The sequence below is a fragment of the Streptomyces sp. NPDC097617 genome (assembly GCF_044761485.1).
In the GTDB taxonomy this organism is placed as follows: domain Bacteria; phylum Actinomycetota; class Actinomycetes; order Streptomycetales; family Streptomycetaceae; genus Streptomyces.
The window spans coordinates 32,964-53,003 of record NZ_JBIWCL010000007.1; the positions used below are offsets into that span (position 1 = coordinate 32,964).

Below are 20,040 nucleotides of genomic sequence, written 5' to 3' on the forward strand. Positions count from 1 at the left end.
GTGGTGTCTGGGTGAGGCAGGGCGTACGGAGATCGGGGCGCGGGCCGCGGGGCCCGGGGGCTCAGGCGTGGAACGGGAGCCCGGCGTCGGCGGCCAGGTCCAGGTCGTCGCCCTCGGGAGGCGGCAGCAGGGTGGCGGAGCCGTCGCTGACCTGGACCACGCCGAGCTCGAGGAGCTCGGCCATCGCCGCGGTGCCCGCCATGTCACGGACCTGGAGCTGGTAGCGGGGGGTGGTGCGGTAGGTGCCGCCGGCCTCGTCCCCGGTGCGCTGGAGGAAGCCGGACTCGGTGAGGAAGGCGGCCGCCTTGCCGACGATGCCGGTGGTGGAACCCGCGAGGCGGCGGGCGTCCTTGGTGGCGCCGGTCGCGCTGCGGCGGGCGTAGACGCGCCAGGCGGCCTCCAGGCCGGGGGCGTCGGAGGCCGGGTCGGTGTTCTCGCCGAGCTCCTCGGCACGCTCCTCCAGGCGGCGGCAGGTCTGCCGGACGAAGGAGTCGACGCCGTTGACGGTGACGCGGCCGATGTAGCCGTCGTCGGCGAGGTCCTCGGGGCGCGGGAACGCCAGGGCGGCGACGGCGAGGTGGGCGAGGCCGTGCAGGAAGCGGTCGGCGGAGTCGGCGGCGGTGCGGCGGGCGTAGTCGCCCATCCGGACGGCGAAGACGGAGTCCTCGCCGGCGGCAACGGCCATGCCGGCGCGCGGGGACACCTCCAGGACGACGAGGCCGAGGCCGGTGGCGACGGCGTCGGCGAGGCGGCCGAAGGGGGGCTCCTCGCGGTAGCGGCGGAGCAGCTCCGCGTACTCGGCGTCACGGGCGGGGAGCAGCTTGGGCTGCAGCCCGAAGGCGACGAGCCGGGCCGCGTCGGCCGCGTCGGCGGGGGTCACCGCCCCGGCGGGGGCGGGCGCGGCGGGAGCCGACGGCGTGTCGGGCTCGCTCCACGCGGGGTGCTCGGCGTGGTGGTCGCTCACGGGTACGTCTCCTCGGCGGTGCGGGTCGTTCGGGCGGTACGGGTGGTGCGGACGGCTGCGCCGCGCGGCCGATCCGGCCTCTTTGGCCTCGGCGGCGTCCTCGGCATCCGCGGCGCGGGGTCCGCGGCGCTGCCCGGGGAAACCGGGCTCCGCCGGGCACCGGGCTCTGCCCGCCCCCTCTCCCAGCTACCGCTGGGAGGTGCCCCCTGCTCAAACACCGGCGGGGCTGAACATCGGGCCAGGGCGCTCACGCCGCCTCCGCGCGGTCCGCGGCCATGCCGGCGGCGTCCAGCAGGGCGGTGCCGACGATGAGGTCGGCGCCGCCGAATTCCGGGTCGTCGAGCTGGGTGCCGTCGTCCACCGCGAAGAGCAGCCGTTCCTCCCCCTGCCGGTAGGCCGTGCCGACGGCCGGGCTCGCCGCGTGGACGGCCAGCAGGGCCACCAGGTACGGCAGGTCCGGATCGCTGCGGCGGGCCTGCGCGAGGAGCCCGGACAGTCGGCGCGGCGCGTCGTGCGGGAGGTCCAGGAGCTCCATCGCGGCGGCGAGCTGCTCCTCGCTGAAGCGGCTGTCGTCCGGGGTGGCGATCAGGTCCGGCTCGGGCATCTCCGCGCCGAGGTGCTCGCGCTCCACCGGCGGGGTCAGCAGGATCTCGACCAGGTCGGCCACGCGCACCGAGACGGGCGTGCGCAGCCCGGCGCCGGCGGCGAAGAACGCGGCGGTCACCCGGCCCGCCTGCTCCAGCGGGAGCGGCAGCAGCGGCGCGACGAGCTGGCCGTACAGGTCGATGCCGGAGCGCGGCGCCGGGTCCGCGAAGGCCTGGCGGTCCTGTTCGGCGCGGAACAGCGGGCCGGCGTCCAGCAGCCGGGACTGGAGCTGGGTGTGCCGGCGGATGCAGTCCTTGACGATGTCGACGAGCTCGGCCGCGCGGCGCTTGTTCTCCGGCTCCTCGGCCTCGTCGCGCGCCTTGCGGATGTTGGTCAGGATGGCGTTCTCGTGGCGGTAGCGGTCCGCGACGTGGTCCAGGGCCTCGGCGATCATGTCGGGCACGGCCTGGAGCCAGTCCACCGCCCGCACGTTGCGGCGCGTCGCGTCCAGCGTCCGGCGCAGGGTCTCGGCGTACTGGACGGTCCGGTAGCGGGCCTGCTCGGCGGCGAGCTGGGCGTCCGCCAGCCGCCCGCGGCTGATCAGTACCTCGAGCTTGACCTCGGCGGCGATCTGCGCGCTGGTGACGTCGGTGTCGAGCGCGCCGACCAGTACGTTGACGGCCTCGTCGGTGGTGCGCAGGTAGACCACGCCGCCGGGGCCGGGGACCTCTTCGATCAGCTTGAAGTCGTAGTCCCGGCGCACGTACACGCCGTCGGGGCCGAAGGTGCCGTAGATCGCACGGAATCCGCGGTCCACACTGCCGACGTTGATCAGGTTCTCCAGCACCCAGCGGGCCACCCGCTCGTGCTCGGCCGCCGGGCGGGAGGGGGCCTGGGCCGCGACGCGCGGCAGCAGCCTGGCCACTATCTGCTCGTGGTCGGCGCCCGTGTCGAAGTCCATGTTGAGGGTGACCAGGTCGATCGCGGCCAGCGCGACCTCCGCCATCGCGTAGACCCCGTACTCGCCGGCCAGATTGGCCTTGCGGACGTCGAGGTCGTGGAGCGGGGCGGTGCAGGCGAGGGCGCGCAGCCGCCGGGCCAGGCCCTCGTCGGCGGCCGGGCCCGGCGCCGGGGACGGAAGGGTCTTCGCCGGGGCAGGGAGAGTCACGGACAAAGACTAGGTCCTGTTACTGACAACATCCCAAACGGCATGGTTCGGCCGGATCGTCCCGGGCCCCCTGCTCTACGCTCGGCGCATGGCTTCCATGATCGCATCCGCTCCCGTGATCGACCTCAACGCCGACCTCGGCGAGGGCTTCGGACGCTGGACGCTCACCGACGACGAGGCCCTCCTCTGCGTGGTGACGAGCGCCAATGTCGCCTGCGGCTTCCACGCCGGGGATCCGTCCATCATGCGCCGCGTCTGCGAGCTCGCCGCCGAGCGGGGGGTGCGGATCGGCGCGCAGGTGTCCTACCGCGACCTGCCCGGCTTCGGACGGCGCTCCATGGACGTGCCGCCCGGCGAACTCGCCGACGAGGTGGCCTACCAGATCGGGGCGCTGGAGGTGTTCGCCCGGGCGGCCGGCTCCCGGGTGTCCTACGTGAAACCGCACGGCGCGCTCTACAACCGCACCGTGCACGACGCCGACCAGGCCGCCGCCGTGGTCGCGGGCGTCCGGCTGGCGGCCGGCTCCGGTGCCACCGGGGGCCTGCCCGTGCTCGGACTGCCCGGGTCGCTGCTGCTCGCCGCCGCCGAGCGGGCCGGGCTGGCCCCCGTACCGGAGGCCTTCGCCGACCGCTCCTACACGCCCGCCGGGACGCTGGTGCCGCGCGGCGAGCCGGGCGCCGTGCTGCACGACCCGGACGCCGTGGTCGCCCGGGCCGTCCGGATGGCCGCCGAGGGGGCGGTGACGGCCGCCGACGGGTCCCCGGTCCCCGTGGCCGCGCGCTCGCTGTGCCTGCACGGGGACACCCCGGGGGCGGCCGACCTGGCCCGCCGGGTCCGGGAGGCACTGGGCGCGGCCGGCGTGCGGGTGGAGGCCTTCGCGTGAGGACCCTGGTGGTGGGCGGCGAGGCGCTGCTGATCGAGCTGGGGTCGGCGGAGGAGGTCGCCGCCCTCCACGCCGAGCTGCTGCGCCGCCGGGACGCGGGCGAGTTGGGGCCCGTACGGGACCTGGTGCCGGCCGCGCGGACCGTACTGCTGGACGGCGTACGGGACCCGGCCGCGCTGGGTGCCCGGATCGCACGGTGGGAGGTGCCGCCGCTCGCGCGGACGCAGGGGCCGGTGGTCACCGTCCCGGTGCGGTACGACGGCCCGGACCTCGCGGAGGTGGCCCGGCTGTGGGGGGTCGCCCCGGCGGAGGTCGCGGGGATCGTCGGCGCGACGGTCTTCCGGGTGGCCTTCTGCGGTTTCGCCCCGGGCTTCGGCTACCTGACGGGCCTGCCGGAGCGTTTCCACCTGCCCCGCCGGGAGTCGCCCCGTACGGCCGTCCCGGCGGGCTCGCTGGCCCTGGCCGGGGAGTACGCGGGGGTGTACCCGCGCTCCTCCCCCGGTGGCTGGCAGCTGATCGGCTCCACGGACGCGGCGCTCTGGGACCCCCGGCGGGATCCGGCTGCGCTCTTCGCGCCCGGCGTCCGGGTCCGGTTCACGCGGGAGGACGGCCGTGACTGAGGGGCTGCCGGGACTCCCGGGGCCGTCCGGGCTGCCGGGGCCGTCCGGGCTGGTGGGGCCGTCCGGGCTGGTGGGGCCGTCCGGGCTGGTGGTAGTGCGGCCGGGTGCGCTGACCACGGTCCAGGACCGGGGCCGCCCTGGGTACGCGCACCTGGGGGTCCCGCGTTCGGGAGCGCTCGACACGGCGGCGTACGCGCTGGCCAACCGGCTGCTCGGCAACCGGCCGGACGCGGCGGCGCTGGAGACGACCCTGGACGGGGTCGGACTGCGGGCCCTTTCGGCGACCAGCGTGGCCGTGACGGGCGCGCCCTGTTCCGTACGGATCTCCGGGCGCCCGGTGGCCTGGGGAGCGCCGGTCCGGCTCCCGGCCGGGGCGGAGCTGGAGGTGGGGCGGGCGAAGTCGGGGGTGCGCAGCTACGTCGCGGTGCGGGGAGGCCTGGCCGGCCCGCCGGTCCTGGGCAGTCGCTCGACGGACCTGCTGTCCGGGCTCGGGCCGCCGCCCCTGTCCGCCGGAACGCTGCTGCCGGTGGGCCCGGCCGGCCCGGACCCGGTGGCGGGGGCGGGGGCGGATGCCTGCGCTCTGCCCGGGGCGCCCTCGGAACTGCTGCTCCCCCTGCGGCCGGGGCCGCGGGGGGACTGGTTCACCGCGGCTTCGCTGGCCGGGCTGTGGCGGGGGGTGTTCCGGGTGTCGGCGATGTCGAACCGGATCGGGCTGCGCACGGAGGCGGGCCCCGCGCTGGTCCGCGCCCGGGCGGGCGAGTTGCCGAGCGAGGGCATGGTGCTGGGCGCGGTCCAGGTGCCGCCGGACGGGCTGCCGGTGGTGTTCCTGGCCGACCACCCGGTGACGGGCGGCTACCCGGTGGTGGGCGTGGTCCCGCCGGGTCCGGCCCTGGACGCGGCGGCGCAGGCCCGGCCGGGAGTCGCGCTGCGGTTCCTGAGGGCCCGATGAAACGCATTCGGGGCGAGGTCGAGATCAGACGGTTTGCCCGAGTCGGCCGAGTACACCACGCTGAGCCCCGAGCACGAGGACGACCGGCGAGCCCGGATCGCGCACCGATGAGTTTCCCGCGCCGCGCTGGTCCATACGCCGGACACCCACGGACGGAAGGCTGGGCCATGCGGAAACTGATCTACGGCATGAATCTGACCCTGGACGGCTACATCGCCGCGGCCGGCGACGACATCGGCTGGAGCGGACCGCCGAGCGACGAGCTGTTCCAGTGGTGGCTCGACCACGAGCAGGAGAGTGGCCTGTCGCTGTACGGGCGCAAGCTGTGGGAGGCGATGAGTTCCTACTGGCCGACCCGCGACCAGCAGCCGGGCGCCACCCCGGCGGAGATCGAGTTCGCGCGGAACTGGCGGGACACGCCGAAGGTGGTGTTCTCCTCGACGATCGACAAGGTCGACTGGAACACCCGCCTGGTCACCGGCGACGCGATCGCCGAGATCACCCGGCTCAAGGCCGAGAACGGCGGCCCAATGAACATCGGCGGCGCGACGCTCGCCGAGGCGGCCTTGCGCGCCGGTCTGATCGACGAGTACGCGATCGCCACCCATCCGGTCCTGGTGGGCAGCGGCACGCCGTTCTTCACCGCGCTGGACAGCTGGGTGAACCTGAACCTGGTGGAGACGCGGACGTTTCCCGGCGGCGTGGTCCTGACCAGGTACGAGACGAGGCGCTGAGCAGCAGCACCCGCGCCCGGTGGCCGTCCCGGTAACCCGAGGCACCCCCGGTCCGGCCCCCGAAAGGGGCGGACCGGGGGTGCTTCCGGCTGCGGATCGCGGACCGTGCGGCGGCCCGGCGGGGGCGCTACACCGCGGACTCGGGGGCGATGCGGCTGCGGACGGCCGACTGGACGTCCTCCTCCTCGGCCGGATCGGTGGCCAGGCGGCGCAGCCTGGGTGCCACGCGGGCGTCGGCCGTTTCGGCGTGGTGGGCCGCCACCTCGCGGGTGGTCTCCTCGCAGTCCCAGAGGCATTCGACGGCGAAGCCCGCCGCGAAGGAGGGGTCGGTGCTGGCCAGGGCCCGGGCGGCCCGGCCGCGCAGGTGGGACGAGGCGGTCTCGCGGTAGACGTGGCGCAGTACGGGGGCCGCGCAGCCGATGGCGAGCCGGCCGGCCCCGTCCACCAGGGCGAACAGCCGCCGGGTGTCCGGGCCGGCGCCGCGGACGGTGGAGCGCAGCGCGCCCAGCACCAGGACCGCGTCCTCGGCGCCGCCGCGTGCGGCCAGGATGGCCGCGGCGGCCTCGCCGAGGGCGTCGGGGCGGTGGGCCCAGCGTCGGGCCCGTTCGACGGCCTCGGGGCCGCACATCCGCTCGTAGGCGGCCACGGCGGGCTCGTCTGCGGCGGCTTCGATCAGGTCCAGGACGGCCGGGTTCTCCGGTTCGGCGAGGACCAGGTGGTGCAGGGCGGTGGCCCGGGCGGCCTCGCCGTCGGCGCCGGCGGCTGCCGCGAGGATCGCGGAGCGGTCCTCGGGCTGGGCCACCGCGGCCAGGCAGCGGGCTGCGGGGACGTGCAGCGGGGTACCGCGGCGCAGGCCGTCGGCGGCCCAGTCGAATACGGCCTGGACGCCCCAGCCGGGCCGGGGCCCGCTCGGGTCCATCTGCCGCTGCCAGCGGTCGAAGGAGCCCTGCTGGCGGGCGGCGCGCAGGCGCTCCCCGTACTGGGGGGTCTCCTCCCACAGGCACCACGGGCGGGGCTCGTAGGCATCGCGGACGGCGGCGGCCAGCCGCGCCTCGCCCTCCGCGGTGGCGGGGAAGCGGGCGAGGACGGCCGCGGCCAGGGACCGCAGGCCTTCGTCGTCGTCGCGCAGGGCCAGCTCGTCGAGCGCCCAGGCCCAATTCGCCCCGGTGGCGGCGTAGCGGCGCAGCAGCATGAGCGCGTCGTCGCGGCCGTACGAGGCCAGGTGGCCCAGGACGGACAGGGCGAGGCCCGTGCGGTGGTCCTCTTCGTCGACGAGGTCGTCGGCACTGAAGAGGTGCGCCTCGATCTCGCCCAGCGGACCGGCGAGGTCCAGGTAGAGCCGGGCGTAGTACAGGGAGCGGTTCTCGACCTGCCAGTCCTGGCGCGGGTCGCGGAGCACGCACAGGTTGAGGGCCTCGAGGGCCTCCGCCCTGGGCGCCGCGAGTGCGTGCAGCGTGCCGTCGCCGCGGCCCCGCTGGAGGAGCCCGAGCAGGGTACCGCTCGGCGCTATGACTGGTTCGAACATGGGAATGGCCTCAAATCAAGCTGGGGACGCAACCGGGAATCGGGATTCACAGGGCCGCGTAACAGCATGTGAGGACGTCCGCCGTCATGTTCCGCTCGATGTAGACCATTGCCTTCTCACTCTCGTCGGTGCTTCGTGATCATGGAGGCCGGGCCGGCCTCGCACACCCCTCGTATCTCGCTCGCCCGCATCTGCCCGTCCCCCGTGCTCGCGAATCGAATCCGACGCCATGATGACCCAGCCGGTTTGTGCACCGCGACCACATTTATGGCCGCCGTGACCAATCTGTGAGCTCGGGATGTGTCCGGGCCCGGCCAGATCCCCGGCAAAACCGGACTACTTGGCTCCGAAAAGTTCCAGCAGGTCGGCCTTGGCGAACATGCGCGCCGTGTCCACGGCGGAGGGGGTTCCGGCGTTCGGGTCGGCCCCTCCGGCGAGCAGGGCGCGGATGACGGCCTCCTCGCCCTTGAAGACCGCACCGGCGAGCGGGGTCTGGCCGCGGTCGTTGGCGCGGTCCGCCTCGGCGCCGCGGGCCAGCAGGGCCGACACGGCCTCGGCGTGGCCGTGGTAGGCGGCCAGCATGACCAGAGTGTCGCCGCGGTCGTTGGTGAGGTTCGCCGGGACACCGGCGTCCAGGTAGGCGGCCAGCGTCTCGGTCTCACCCTGACGGGCGAGGTCGAAGATCTTGGTGGCCAGCTCGATGACGTCCTCGTCGGGGACGCCCTGGGAGCCGGAGCCCTCTGCGGCGTGCTCGCTCATGATCCGTACCGCCTTTCACTCGTTGCTGACATGGTCCGCCCGCCCGTCGCGGCAGCCAGGACCCGGTCGGAGGCCGGGCGGGCAGGGGGGTGCACGGCACTGCGTCCGTACGGGTGAATCGCCAGAGTAGCGCCCTGGCCTGCACATGTCCGGGCCAGGCCGAGGCAATGATCGCCTTCGACCCGCCCCGCGCCGGTCACGCCAGCCGGGCTGAGCCGGTCAAGTGAAAAACCCCAGGATTCACCCATATGCACCTTTTGTCGCATTGATACTTCCTGTGAGCCTGGAAGAACTGATGGTGACTGTCCCCACCCACCAGGAGAAAACCTCATGGTTCTGTCCATCTCAGGCGTGGTCCTGCTCGGCATCATCTGCTTCCTCTTCTTCAAGAAGGACGGGATGAAGCTGACGCACGCGTTCGTCTGCTCGCTCTTCGGCTTCTTCCTCGCCGGCTCCGCCATCGCCCCGAGCATCACGGCGAGCACAGCGAGCCTCGCGAGCCTCCTCGGCGGGATCAAGCTCTAGCCCGGCCCACAGGCAGAGACACCAGCAGCACCCGAATCACCGTCACACCCACAACTCCAGGAGACGCCCGTGGCCCGGCGCCCACTTCCCCGCATCCTCAGCAGCGGCACCATGTCGCTGGCCCGGGGCCGCGACCTCGCTCGCACGGCCGCCGACAGTGCCACGGACGTCCTCCAACCGCTCCTCGTCATCGGACGCGGCCTGCGCATCCTGGCCGCGTCCGGGCGGCGGAGGTGGTCCGAGACCCCCAAGGACAAGCGTGGTCCCGCGCTGTTCCTGGGGGCCGCGTGCGTCCTCGTGGTCGCGCTCGTCCCCTACGGCCCGCTGCTCGCCCTGATCACCCTCATGGCGGCGGCGGCCTGGCACGGACGCGACCGCACCCCGGCGAAGACCGGACCCAGCGATGCCGAGACCGAACGGCTCGGCTCCCTCTACGAAGCCCTCGTGCCGTACTTCTCCGTCCCGGAGGACCCGAACCCGCTCTTCGCCCACGGCGGGGACTGGGACAAGGCCTTCAGCGGCTACGAGTTCGACGAGGCGGGCCGCATCACCCGGCTCCACATCCGCTACCCGGCCTACTTCACCGACGGCGAGGCCACCTCACGGGCCCGGATCGAGGCACTGCTGCACGCCAAGTCCGGGCGCGGACGGGAGTATCTCTTCGACTGGGACGAGGAGGGCAACCAGCTCGACCTGAAGGTGCTGGCGGCGCTGCCGACGGGCATCGCCGCCCAGCCGTTCGTCACCTCGCCCGGCGAGACCGTGCTCGGCTTCACCGACGCCTCCGGCGTGCAGCGCACCCTGCCCGTCCTGGAGGGCGACGAACCCCGGGACGTGCCGCCGGTGATCTGGCGCACCGGGCCCCGCTCCACCGAGCCCCACCTGCTGGCCGTCGGCCAGCCCGGCAGCGGCACCTCCACCCTGCTGCGCTCCGTCGCCCTGCAGGCCCTGCGGCACGGGGGCGACGTACTGATCATCGACGGCGGCGGCAGCGGCGAGTACGCGTGCCTGGCCGGCCGGGGCGGCGTCCTCGCCGTGGAGTGCGGGCCGACCGGGGCACAGGCCACGCTGGAATGGGCCGCCCAGGAGACCGAGCGGCGGCTCATCGCCACCCACCGGGCCCGCGAAGTCGGACGACCGGCGCCCGAGGACACCCGGCGGCCGCTGTGGATCCTGCTGGACCAGCCGAGCGTGCTGGCCCATCTGGCCATCGCCGAGGGCGGCCCCGATCCGCTGGCCCAGTTGCAGGTGCCGCTGCGGCACGGGCGGCCCGCGCACGTCACGGTGGTGGTGGTCGAGCAGTTCGGGCACCTGGAACTGCTGAACGACGCCGTCTGGCAGCACACCCGTGCCCGCGTCGTGCTCGGGCCCGCCGCCGTCCAGCAGATCGCCGACGTACTGGGACTGCCGCCGCACACCACCCCCACGGCCCAGGTCCCGCCGGGGCGCGGCTACGCCCGGCTCGGCACCGGGCCCGTGCACCGCGTACAGGTGCCCGCCACCCCCGACCCGTACGACGAGGCCACGCACCCGGCGTACCGCCAGGCCGTACTGGAAATGCTGCCGGAACGGCAGCAGGGCCCCGGAGGCGCCGGCCGCGGCGACCTCACGCTGGGCAAGCCGCTCCAGGCACAGGCCGCGGGCCAGGGCGCCCCGGAGGTCGCGGCCGAGGCACCCTGACGCCCGGCGCCCCGATGCCCGGCGGCGGAGCGACCCGCCCGCGGCGGAGCCGGCGCTTTCGCTACGCCACGAACGTGCGGGGCGGCTCCGCCCCGCTGCCGCCCGCACCCGTGCCGACCAGCCGGGCCGCCGCCGCCAGCCGCGCGGCGGCCTCCTCGGCCACCGGACCGCCCACGGTGAAGGGCAGCCGGACATAGCCCTCGAAGGCGCCGTCCACGCCGAACCGCGGCCCCGAGGGGACCCGTACGCCGACCCGCTCCCCCACCTCGGCCAGCCGGGAGCCGGAGAGCCCGCCCGCGCGGGCCCAGAGCGTCAGCCCGCCCCGCGGGACCTCGAACTCCCAGTCCGGCAGTTCCCGGCGCACCGCCGCGACCAGCGCGTCGCGGTTCTCCCGGGCCTGATGCCGGCGGATCCCGACGGCCTCCTGCCAGCCCCCGGTCCGCATCAGCCAGTTCACCGCGAGCTGTTCCAGCACCGGGGTGCCCAGGTCGGCGTAGGCGCGGGCCGCGACCAGGCTGCGGATCACGTCGGGGGCGGCGCGGACCCAGCCGATCCGCATGCCCGCCCAGAAGGCCTTGCTGGCGGAGCCGACGGTGACGACCGTGCTTCCGGACGGGTCGAAGGAGCACACCGGGCGGGGCATCTCCAGGTCAGGGTCCAGCTGGAGCTCCAGCATGGTCTCGTCGGCCACCAGGACGGTGCCGGCCGACCGGGCGGCCTCCACCATGGCGCGGCGCTGGTCCTCGGAGGCCAGGGCGCCGGTCGGGTTGTGGAAGTCGGCGACCACGTAGGCGAGGCGCGGGGCCGAATCGCGCAGCACCTGCCGCCAGACGTCCATGTCCCACCCGCTGAGGCCGTCGGCCATGGCGACGGGGACCAGGCGCACCCCGGCGGCGCGCATGAGCTGAAGGATGTTGGCGTAGGAGGGGGACTCGACGGCGATCCGCTCCCCGCGCCCGGCGAAGAGGCTGCAGATGGCGTCGATGGCGCCCATCGCGCCCGTGGTGACCATGATCTGCTCGGGCATGGTCGCAATGCCCTGCTCGGTGTAGCGGTCGGCGAGCATGCGGCGCAGCGCGGGCAGACCCGCCGGGTAGTCCCCGTGGGTGTGCGCGTACGGCGGCAGTTCCTCCAGGGCGCCCTGCACGGCCTTGGTGAGCCAGGGCTCGGGGGCCGGGAGGGCGGCGCAGCCGAGGTCGATCATCGAGCCGAGGGACTCCGGCGGCAGCGGCTCCAGGCCGCGGGCGGGCAGCGGGTTCCCGGCCGGGACGGAGGTCCAGCTGCCGGAGCCGCGGCGGGACTCCAGGAACCCCTCGCCCCGCAGCGCCTCGTACGCGGCGGCGACGGTGGTGCGGCTGAGCGAGAGGGCGACGGCCAGCTCGCGCTCGGCGGGCAGCCGGGCGGCGACCGGGATCCGGCCCTCGAGGACGAGGACGCGGATGCCGTCGGCGAGGGTCCGGTAGGCGGGCGGTTTCCGGGCCCCGGGCACACTGGGCCGCTCCTGCTGGGAGGTGATGAGGCGGGCGAGCTGTGCGGCACCGACCGCCGAGGTCCATTCGGCCATGCTGTCCGGTCCACCTTCATAGAATTGGCCTCGCCCGACCGGGGGCTCCGCCGGTATTGGATTGCTTCCGCGCCCACAGCCTGTCACGCCGGGGGCCACCCGGGCCAGGGGCGGGGCACCGCCGGACGCCCGGCGGTGCGGGCCGGAGCGCCTCCGTGGCGCCCCGTTCACCCCGCGGCCGTACGGCCGCACCCTCCCCACCGGTAACAAGGGGCATACTGCCGCCGTGACGCACGTACGCCTTCGCCATCCGTATCTGGACCACCCGGCTCCGATCCCCTTCGCCCACCGGGGAGGTGCCGCGGACGGTCTGGAGAACACCGCCGCCGCCTTCCGCCGGGCCGCCGGGGCCGGCTACCGGTACTTCGAGACCGATGTGCACGCCACGGTCGACGGGAAGCTGGTCGCCTTCCACGACTCCACACTGGACCGGGTCACCGACGGCCGGGGCCGGATCGCCGAGCTGCCCTGGAAGCAGGTCCGTGAGGCCAGGGTCGCGGGCACCGAGCCGCTGCCGCTCTTCGAGGAGCTGTTGGAGGAGTTCCCGGACTCCCGCTGGAACATCGACGTCAAGGCCGAGTCGGCGCTCCACCCGCTGGTCAACCTGATCGCGCGGGCCGGGGTCTGGGACCGGGTCTGCGTCGGTTCGTTCTCGGAGAGCCGGGTGGCCCGCGCCCAGAAGATCGCCGGCCCCCGGCTGGCGACCTCCTACGGCGTGCGCGGGGTGGTCGGGCTGCGGCTGCGCTCCTACGCCATTCCCGCGGCGCTGCGCGTCGGCGCCGTGGCGGCGCAGGTTCCGGAGACCCAGGCCGGCATCCGCGTGGTCGACCGCCGGTTCGTACGCACCGCGCACGAGCGGGGACTCCAGGTGCACGTCTGGACCGTGAACGAACCGGAACGTATGGAGGCTCTCCTCGATCTGGGTGTCGATGGCATCATGACCGACCGGATCGACATCTTGCGCACGGTGCTGGACCGACGCGGGGCCTGGGCCTGACTCGCCTTTCGCTCTCCGTGCGGGCACGGCGGCCGCTGTCGTACGGGACCAGCGAGGGGGACACCGCATGAGTGCGGAAGAAAGCAGCAGGACCGAGGAAGCGGAACCCGGGGCGGAGGACGGCAGAGGGGCGGCCGCCGAGCGCAAGCGTGAGCAGCGGGGCTGGTACTTCTACGACTTCGCCGTGTCCGTCTACTCCGCGAGCGTGCTGACGGTCTTCCTCGGTCCCTACCTGACCGAGCTGGCGAAGGCCGCCGCCGACCCCGAGGGCTTCGTCCACCCGCTGGGGATCCCGGTGCGGGCCGGCTCCTTCTTCGCCTACTCGGTCTCGGCCTCGGTGATCCTGGCCGTCCTGCTGATGCCGATGGTGGGAGCCGTCGCCGACCGGACGGGGCGCAAGAAGCCGCTGCTGGCGGCCGCCGCGTACGTCGGCGCTGCGGCGACGACCGGGATGTTCTTCCTGGGCGGCGACCGCTATCTGCTGGGCGGTCTGCTGCTCGTCGTGGCGAACGCCTCGCTGTCCGTCTCGATGGTGCTCTACAACGCCTACCTGCCGCAGATCTCCACACCCGACGAGCGCGACGCCGTCTCCTCGCGGGGCTGGGCCTTCGGGTACACCGCGGGCTCCCTGATGCTGGTGGTCAACCTGGTCCTCTACCTGGGCCACGACTCCTTCGGCCTCACGAAGAGCGATGCGGTGCGGATCTGCCTGGCCTCGGCGGGCCTGTGGTGGGGCGCCTTCGCGCTGATCCCGCTGCGCCGGCTGCGGGACCGGGCCGTGGTCCGGGATCCGGGGGCCGCTCCCGCCGTCAGCGGGTGGAAGCAGCTCGTCGCCACCCTGAAGGACATGCGGCGCTACCCGCTGACCCTGTCGTTCCTGCTCGCCTATCTGATCTACAACGACGGCGTGCAGACCGTCATCTCCCAGGCCTCCATCTACGGCAAGGAGGAGCTCCAGCTGGAGCAGGGCACCCTGATTGGTGCGGTGCTACTGGTCCAGATCCTGGCCGTGGCCGGCGCGCTGGGCATGGGCCGCCTCGCCCGGATCTACGGAGCCAAGCGGACGATCCTGGGCTCCCTGGCGGCGTGGGCGGTGACGCTGGCGGCCGGATACTTCCTGCCGGCCCGGACCCCGGTGTGGTTCTTCGCTCTCGCCGCGATGATCGGACTGGTGCTGGGAGGCAGCCAGGCATTGTCGCGTTCGCTGTTCTCGCACCTGGTGCCGGCGGGAAAGGAGGCCGAGTACTTCTCGGCGTACGAGATGAGCGACCGCGGCCTGAGCTGGGTGGGGCCCCTGGTGTTCGGCCTGACGTACCAGCTCACGGGGAGCTACCGGGACGCGATCATCTCGCTGGTGGTCTTCTTCGCACTGGGATTCGTGCTCCTGGCGCGAGTGCCGGTGCGGCGCGCGGTGGAGGCGGCAGGCAATCCTGTACCGGAGCGGATCTGAAGAGGGGTCCTCGAGTGCGCACCGCCCGGATCTACGAACGAATTCCGAACGAATTTAGACGTTGAAGCAAAGGGCCGGTAGTGTACGCCTTTGACCTGCCAGGCGGACCGTTACTGCGCGCTCAAGAAGCGTGGACGTTGGGTGACATCTGCTGCCAGATGTGACAAAACGGGCACTGGTGGGTACAACAAGGGGCGGTACGACGGGCGACGCACGACCCGGAGCGGGAATCTATACCGCCGACCGGACGTTGACCGGATGACGACGACAGCGACACCTGTCCTGTGGGCGACAAGCCCGGGAGGCACGATTCATGAGTGAGCGAGCTCTCCGCGGTACGCGCCTCGTGGTTACCAGCTACGAGACGGACCGCGGCATCGATCTGGCCCCGCGCCAGGCGGTGGAGTACGCATGCCAGAACGGACATCGATTTGAGATGCCGTTCTCGGTTGAGGCAGAAATTCCGCCGGAGTGGGAGTGCAAGGCGTGCGGCGCCATGGCACTCCTGGTGGACGGGGATGGGCCCGAAGAGAAGAAGGGCAAGCCTGCGCGAACGCACTGGGACATGCTCATGGAGCGACGCACCCGCGAGGAACTGGAGGAAGTGCTTGCCGAAAGGCTCGCGGTCCTGCGTTCCGGCGCCATGAACATTGCCGTGCATCCGCGGGACAGCCGCAAGTCCGCCTGACAGCCGGACGGATACACAAGCCGAGGGGCCCCGCCACACAGTGTGTGGCGGGGCCCCTCGGCTTTTCCGCGTTCCTCCGGGTGCCCGAGGGGGCGCCCGGAGCTTGTTAGGGGGCCAGCGGCGGGCGGTACGCCGTGTCCGGGCCGTCCTGCTGCCCCGGCCGGTCCTCGCGGATGACCTCACCCTGGACGACCTTGCCGTCGGGGTAGTGGATCCGGGCCTGCTGGAAGGCGTCACCGAAGGTACCGGCGGGGGCCGAGGCCATCTTCCGCTCCAGCGAGCGGGCGGCCCTACGGCCGATCCAGGCCCGGACGGGCGGCAGCAGCAGGACCAGGCCCACCGCATCCGAGATCAGGCCCGGCATCATCAGCAGCAGGCCCGCGAGCATGGTGAGGCCATTGCCCTGGCCGGGCTGCTGCGGAGTGGGCTGCTGCCCCTGCTGGGCCTGCTGGAAGGTGGCCGTCAGGTTTTTGAAGGCACGCCGCCCTGCCCGCTTGATGACCACCGCGCCCAGGACGATGCCGCCCGCCAGCAGCGCGGCCACGGCGAGCCCGCCGGCCGCGTCCGCGACCAGGGTGAGCAGCCAGATCTCGAGGATCAGCCAGGCGGCGATGGCCAGGGGGAGGAAGGTTCGGGCGGGCGAGCGCCGCCGGGGGGCCGTGGACATGCCGGTCGTCATACCACCCAGTGTGCCTGGGGTCGCATAAAAGCGGCCTCAGCCGGAGGTACCGGACAGCCCCTAGGGGGCGCGCCCCGCCGGAAGGGCCGGATCAGGCCCTGTCCTCCGGGCGGCCGGTCTCCTTGCCGGTGGCCTTACCCGTGGCCTTACCCGTGGCCTTACCCGTGGCCTTGCCGGTGACCTTGCCGGTCGCCTTGCCCAGCAGCTTGGACGCCTGGGCCTTGACGCCCCACTGCGTGACCCGCCACAGGGCCTCCACCACGATGTCCTTGCTCATCTTGCTGTCGCCGAACTCGCGCTCGACGAAGGTGATGGGCACCTCCACCACACGGAAACCCTTCCGCACGGCCCTGCGGGCCAGGTCGACCTGGAAGCAGTAGCCCGCGGAGGCCACCTCCTCCAGGCCCAGACCCTCCAGGGTCTCGCGACGGAAGGCGCGGTAGCCGCCGGTCACGTCCCGGATCGGGACGTCCAGCATCAGCCGCGAGTAGGTCGAACCGCCGCGCGAGAGGAATTCCCGGCTCTTGGGCCAGTTGACGACGCGGCCGCCCGGCACCCACCGGGAGCCGAGGACCAGGTCGGCGCCCGCCAGCGCGGTGAGCAGCCGAGGGAGCTCCTCGGGCTGGTGGGACCCGTCGGCGTCCATCTCGACGATCACCCCGTAGCTCGCCTCCAGGCCCCAGACGAAGCCGGCCAGGTAGGCGGCGCCGAGCCCTTCCTTGCCCTTGCGGTGCAGGACGTGGACGTGGTCGTCGCCGACCGATAGCTCGTCGGCGAGCTTGCCGGTGCCGTCGGGGCTGTTGTCGTCCGCGACCAGGATGTGGGCCTCGGGCACCGCCGCGCGGACGCGCCCGACGATCAGCCCGATGTTCTCCGCCTCGTTGTAGGTCGGAATGATCACCAAGGCTGTACCGAGCGGCCCGTAGGTCCGCTGTCCGCCGTCGCTCACTGAGTCCCCTTTTGTGCGCTTGCACGTCCTGTACGTCTGGTCGCAGAGGATGACTTTAGAACAGGGATCGGGGCCCGCGGTCCTTCGGGCCGGTCGGACGCCCGCTGGCTGCGGGCCGCCGTGACCGTTGTCTACTGGACCGCCGGCACCCGATCCGGGGCCACCGCCGCCCGGCGAAACCTTCCCTCGCCCCCGAGGCGCGGGCGCGCTGCGCAGACGGATTCATCCGGCACGGACTTCCTGTGGTGGACCGGGCCGAACTTATCCGGGTCCGACCGCCCGTACCGAACCGAGGCCCGCCGGATCACCCCTGTGGCCGTACGAATACCTCCCGCCCGCCGACGACGGTCGCGAGGCACACCGGCAGTTCGGAACCGGGGGTCAGGTCGGGCAGTCCGGGCGTGCCCGAGCGGGGGTCGGTGGACCAGCGGGCGACCCGGTCGTCGGGAGCCTGGACGATCAGATCGCCCGTCCGCCACACCGCGTAGTCGGCGGGTGCGCCGGGGACGAGGACGCCCGCGTCGTCGCGGCCCAGCGCCCGCCAGCCGCCCCGTGTGTGGGCGGTGAAGGCGGCCCGTACGGAGATCCGGTGCTCGGGCGTCCGGTGGAAGGCGGCCGCGCGGACAGTGCCCCACGGGTCGAGCGGGGTCACCGGCGCGTCCGAGCCGAAGGCCAGCGGGACACCGGCCTTGAGCATGGCCGCGTACGGGTTGAGGGTGCGGGCGCGCTCGGCGCCGAGCCGATCGGCGTACATGCCGTCCTCGCCGCCCCAGGCCGCGTCGAAGGAGGGCTGCACGGAGGCGGTGAGCCCGAGCTCCGCGAAAGCGGCGATGGTGGCGGGGGTCATCATCTCCGCGTGCTCCACCCGGTGCCGGGCGGCGCGGACGCGAGCCGGGCCGACCTTCTCGGCGGCCGCCCGGACCCCCTCGACGACGGCGGTGACCGCGGCGTCGCCGATGGCGTGGAAACCGGCCTGGAGCCCCGCCTCGGTGCAGGCGGCCACGTGCTCGGTGACGGCGTGCGCGTCGAGGTATTCGGTGCCGGTGTGCGCGGCGTCGGCGTACGGGGCGTGCAGGCAGGCGGTGTGCGAGCCGAGGGCGCCGTCGATGAACAGGTCGCCGGCCGCTCCGACGGCCCCGAGGTCCCGGGCCAGGTCGAGGTCCCGGTCGGCCCAGTACCCGAAGACGCGCGGACCGGGCCGCTCTGCGGCCAGGGCGAGCAGCCCCGTGAAGTCCTCGGCGGAGGAGATCTCGGGCCCGCCGCACTCGTGCACGGAGCCGATCCCGAGGGAGGCGGCGCGGTCGAGGGCGGCCCGCTGGGCCTCCGCGCGCTGGGCGGGGGTGACGGCGGCCAGCGCGGCCCGCCGTACGGCGTGGTGGCCGTCGCCGGTCAGCGGCCGGTCCCCGTCGGGTCGTACGCCCGGGACGAGGGCGAGCAGGGCCGTGGTGACCACCGCCGAGTGCACGTCGACGCGGCTGAGGTAGAGCGGGCGGCCACCGGTGGCCTCGTCGAGCTCGGCGCGGTACGGGGCCCGCCGCTCGGGCCAGCGGGCGGCGTCCCAGCCGTGCCCGAGGAGCACCCGGTCGGCCGGACGGCTCGCGGCGTACGCGCGTACGAGGTCCAGCGCGGCGGCCAGGGAGCGCGCTCCGGTGAGATCCAGGCCGGTCAGGGCCAGGCCCGCGGAGGTGGTGTGGACGTGGGCGTCGGTGAAGGCGGGCGTGACGAGCGCGCCGCCCAGGTCGACGACCTCGTCCACGCCCTGCGCGAAGGCGTCGGCGGCGCCCTCGGAACCGACCCAGGCGATCCGGCCGCGCTCGACGACCATCGCGGTGGCGAAGGGGTCGGCGGGGCTGTGTACCTCGCCCCCGCGGAGGAGGACGGTCCTGGTCGGTGCTCCGGCGGCGTCGGCGGAGTGGGCGGTGCGGTCAGTCATGCCGACCAGTGTCCCGCGTCGCCCACCCCGGACCGACCACCGGGTCCCGCTCGGAAGCGGGGGCGGGAGCGGGGCGGGCGCGGGGTGTTGCGCGCCGGCATGCCGCTCGGGGCGGGCACGGGGGCGGGCACGGGTCAGACGCGGGGCGGGCGGGCCTCGTAGGGGGTGGAGAGGACGACCGTCGTACGCGTCGAGACGTGGGCGAGGGCGCGCAGCCGGCCCAGGAGGTCTTCCAGCTCCAGCGGGGTGGCGACGCGCACCTTCAGGATGTAGTTCTCGTCGCCCGCGACGCTGTGGCAGGCCTCGATCTCGGGGACCCCGGCCAGCCGGTCGGCGATGTCGTCCGGGGCGCTCGGGTCGAAGGGCTTGACCGAGATGAACGCGGTCAGCGGCAGGCCGACGGCCTCCGGATCGACCACGGCCGCATAGCCGCGGATCACTCCGCGCTGCTCGAGACGTCGTACTCGCTGATGGACTGCCGACGTGGACAGTCCCGTGGCCTTGCCCAGATCCGTGTAGCTCATCCGCCCGTCCCGCACGAGCAGATCAACGATCTGGCGGTCCAGCTCCTCCATTGCGCTCATAGCCGCTCAACTTACGGCCCAAGGGCGCTCCAGGCCCAGTGCTGTCCGCCCACTGGAGGCATCTGCGGCAGGCATGTGACGAAGGCCACAGGGGTATGCAGGTGGAGGCCTGTCTGTTGTGGTTACTCGTGACGCTCGACGGGAATTGGTTGCTGTGGCCGAGGCCGAAGAACCTGCCCGCCCGGCCCACCCAAGGGGGAGTACATCCATGCTGAATACCAAGCGCGCCGGTCGCACCGAACCGGAGCCCCTGGAACTGCTCGATTCCGCGGACGGCACCTATCCGGACGACGCCGGGGACAGCGACTACCTCGACGAGTTCGAGGGCTTCGAGATCCACCACGCGATCTGCCCCGACTGCGGCCAGTCGATCGCCCTCGTCGCGGACGAGGAGTTCCTGCCCCAGCACGCCCTCTGCCTGACCCCGTGGAACCCCTTCGGCCTCACCGTGTGCGCGGGCACCGGGCGGCCCGCGAGCGACGCGCTGCCCACCCTGGGCATGATCCAGCCCGTGGAGGCGCAGGAGCTCGAAACCTTCGTCCTGTCGGCCCTTCCCCAGGGGCTGGACTGGCGGACGCAGCCCTTCTCGCACGTCGGCGGTCCCGGCTCGCGTCCGGTCCGCGGGGTGAGCCCCGTGCTGCCGCGGCCGCAGACGCAGACGCGGCAGCAGCACGCCCAGGCCGCCTGACGGCCTGCCGGCCACCGGGCCGCCCTTTCCGGTACCCCTGACTCCCCCACTCGCCCGGCGCCCCGCTCGGTCGCGGTCGGCTACCGGCTACCGGCTACCGGCTACCGGCTACCGGC

General features: G+C 73.7%; 19 protein-coding genes. 10 read left to right on the forward strand and 9 right to left on the reverse strand.

The genetic code is table 11. The features are described 5' to 3' along the window. Window positions 1–61 precede the first annotated feature (61 nt). Window positions 62–964, reverse strand: coding sequence for a hypothetical protein (locus ACIQZO_RS14255; protein ID WP_403625133.1), 903 nt, complete (start codon window positions 962–964; stop codon window positions 62–64). Window positions 965–1,211: 247 nt separating this feature from the next. Beyond that, the gene (locus ACIQZO_RS14260) at window positions 1,212–2,717 is read right to left on the reverse strand and encodes a hypothetical protein (RefSeq protein ID WP_403625136.1); all 1,506 of its coding nucleotides are present in this window, start codon (window positions 2,715–2,717) and stop codon (window positions 1,212–1,214) included. An 88-nt stretch (window positions 2,718–2,805) separates the two neighbouring features. Between ACIQZO_RS14260 and ACIQZO_RS14265 the strand changes: the two genes are divergently transcribed. The 4 genes from ACIQZO_RS14265 (at window position 2,806) to ACIQZO_RS14280 (ending at window position 5,903) form a co-directional block, all read left to right on the forward strand. Next, the gene (locus ACIQZO_RS14265) at window positions 2,806–3,600 is read left to right on the forward strand and encodes a LamB/YcsF family protein (protein ID WP_403625139.1); all 795 of its coding nucleotides are present in this window, start codon (window positions 2,806–2,808) and stop codon (window positions 3,598–3,600) included. Continuing rightward, entirely contained in the window at window positions 3,597–4,220 is a 624-nt protein-coding gene (locus tag ACIQZO_RS14270; RefSeq protein WP_403625142.1) for an allophanate hydrolase subunit 1, read from the forward strand. The genes ACIQZO_RS14265 and ACIQZO_RS14270 overlap by 4 nt, the downstream gene beginning before the upstream one ends. Window positions 4,221–4,290: 70 nt before the next feature. Continuing rightward, entirely contained in the window at window positions 4,291–5,169 is an 879-nt protein-coding gene (locus ACIQZO_RS14275; protein ID WP_403625742.1) for a biotin-dependent carboxyltransferase family protein, read from the forward strand. 167 nt (window positions 5,170–5,336) lie between these two features. Beyond that, window positions 5,337–5,903 carry a dihydrofolate reductase family protein gene (locus ACIQZO_RS14280; protein WP_403625144.1) on the forward strand — a complete coding sequence of 189 codons (567 nt, stop codon included), beginning with the start codon at window positions 5,337–5,339 and terminating at the stop codon, window positions 5,901–5,903. 127 nt (window positions 5,904–6,030) lie between these two features. On the opposite strand, the gene ACIQZO_RS14285 is transcribed toward ACIQZO_RS14280, so the two are convergent. Then, window positions 6,031–7,428 carry a HEAT repeat domain-containing protein gene (locus tag ACIQZO_RS14285; protein ID WP_403625147.1) on the reverse strand — a complete coding sequence of 466 codons (1,398 nt, stop codon included), beginning with the start codon at window positions 7,426–7,428 and terminating at the stop codon, window positions 6,031–6,033. A 336-nt stretch (window positions 7,429–7,764) separates the two neighbouring features. Continuing rightward, window positions 7,765–8,187 (reverse strand): ankyrin repeat domain-containing protein, encoded by a 423-nt coding sequence (locus ACIQZO_RS14290; protein WP_403625150.1) that lies wholly within the window; start codon window positions 8,185–8,187, stop codon window positions 7,765–7,767. A 330-nt stretch (window positions 8,188–8,517) separates the two neighbouring features. Here ACIQZO_RS14290 and ACIQZO_RS14295 point away from each other — a divergent pair, with 330 nt between their 5' ends. Together ACIQZO_RS14295 and ACIQZO_RS14300 are read left to right on the forward strand one after the other, a co-directional pair. Beyond that, window positions 8,518–8,712, forward strand: a complete 195-nt coding sequence (locus ACIQZO_RS14295) for a hypothetical protein (RefSeq protein WP_030031218.1) — start codon at window positions 8,518–8,520, stop codon at window positions 8,710–8,712. Window positions 8,713–8,781: 69 nt separating this feature from the next. Then, window positions 8,782–10,392 carry a hypothetical protein gene (locus tag ACIQZO_RS14300; protein ID WP_403625153.1) on the forward strand — a complete coding sequence of 537 codons (1,611 nt, stop codon included), beginning with the start codon at window positions 8,782–8,784 and terminating at the stop codon, window positions 10,390–10,392. Window positions 10,393–10,453: 61 nt separating this feature from the next. Here the strand turns inward: ACIQZO_RS14300 and ACIQZO_RS14305 are convergent, their stop codons facing one another. After that, window positions 10,454–11,956, reverse strand: coding sequence for a PLP-dependent aminotransferase family protein (locus tag ACIQZO_RS14305; RefSeq protein WP_403625156.1), 1,503 nt, complete (start codon window positions 11,954–11,956; stop codon window positions 10,454–10,456). Window positions 11,957–12,182: 226 nt separating this feature from the next. Between ACIQZO_RS14305 and ACIQZO_RS14310 the strand changes: the two genes are divergently transcribed. The 3 genes from ACIQZO_RS14310 (at window position 12,183) to ACIQZO_RS14320 (ending at window position 15,091) form a co-directional block, all read left to right on the forward strand. After that, window positions 12,183–12,953, forward strand: coding sequence for a glycerophosphodiester phosphodiesterase family protein (locus tag ACIQZO_RS14310; protein ID WP_403625159.1), 771 nt, complete (start codon window positions 12,183–12,185; stop codon window positions 12,951–12,953). A 67-nt stretch (window positions 12,954–13,020) separates the two neighbouring features. Then, the gene (locus tag ACIQZO_RS14315) at window positions 13,021–14,403 is read left to right on the forward strand and encodes an MFS transporter (protein ID WP_403625162.1); all 1,383 of its coding nucleotides are present in this window, start codon (window positions 13,021–13,023) and stop codon (window positions 14,401–14,403) included. Window positions 14,404–14,716: 313 nt separating this feature from the next. Next, on the forward strand, window positions 14,717–15,091 hold the full coding sequence (locus ACIQZO_RS14320) for an RNA polymerase-binding protein RbpA (protein ID WP_007262928.1): 375 nt from the start codon (window positions 14,717–14,719) through the stop codon (window positions 15,089–15,091). 106 nt (window positions 15,092–15,197) lie between these two features. Here the strand turns inward: ACIQZO_RS14320 and fxsA are convergent, their stop codons facing one another. The 4 genes from fxsA to ACIQZO_RS14340 form a co-directional block, all read right to left on the reverse strand. Further along, the gene (fxsA, locus tag ACIQZO_RS14325) at window positions 15,198–15,770 is read right to left on the reverse strand and encodes an FxsA family membrane protein (protein ID WP_403625167.1); all 573 of its coding nucleotides are present in this window, start codon (window positions 15,768–15,770) and stop codon (window positions 15,198–15,200) included. Window positions 15,771–15,861: 91 nt separating this feature from the next. Continuing rightward, window positions 15,862–16,719 carry a polyprenol monophosphomannose synthase gene (locus ACIQZO_RS14330; protein WP_403625170.1) on the reverse strand — a complete coding sequence of 286 codons (858 nt, stop codon included), beginning with the start codon at window positions 16,717–16,719 and terminating at the stop codon, window positions 15,862–15,864. A 304-nt stretch (window positions 16,720–17,023) separates the two neighbouring features. Beyond that, window positions 17,024–18,652: an amidohydrolase gene (locus tag ACIQZO_RS14335; protein WP_403625173.1), complete on the reverse strand. Its 1,629-nt coding sequence runs from the start codon at window positions 18,650–18,652 to the stop codon at window positions 17,024–17,026. A 134-nt stretch (window positions 18,653–18,786) separates the two neighbouring features. After that, the gene (locus ACIQZO_RS14340; RefSeq protein ID WP_030011705.1) at window positions 18,787–19,227 is read right to left on the reverse strand and encodes an Lrp/AsnC family transcriptional regulator; all 441 of its coding nucleotides are present in this window, start codon (window positions 19,225–19,227) and stop codon (window positions 18,787–18,789) included. A 217-nt stretch (window positions 19,228–19,444) separates the two neighbouring features. On the opposite strand from ACIQZO_RS14340, the gene ACIQZO_RS14345 reads away from it, so the two are divergent. Continuing rightward, window positions 19,445–19,924, forward strand: a complete 480-nt coding sequence (locus ACIQZO_RS14345; protein ID WP_403625176.1) for a hypothetical protein — start codon at window positions 19,445–19,447, stop codon at window positions 19,922–19,924. Window positions 19,925–20,040 lie beyond the last annotated feature (116 nt).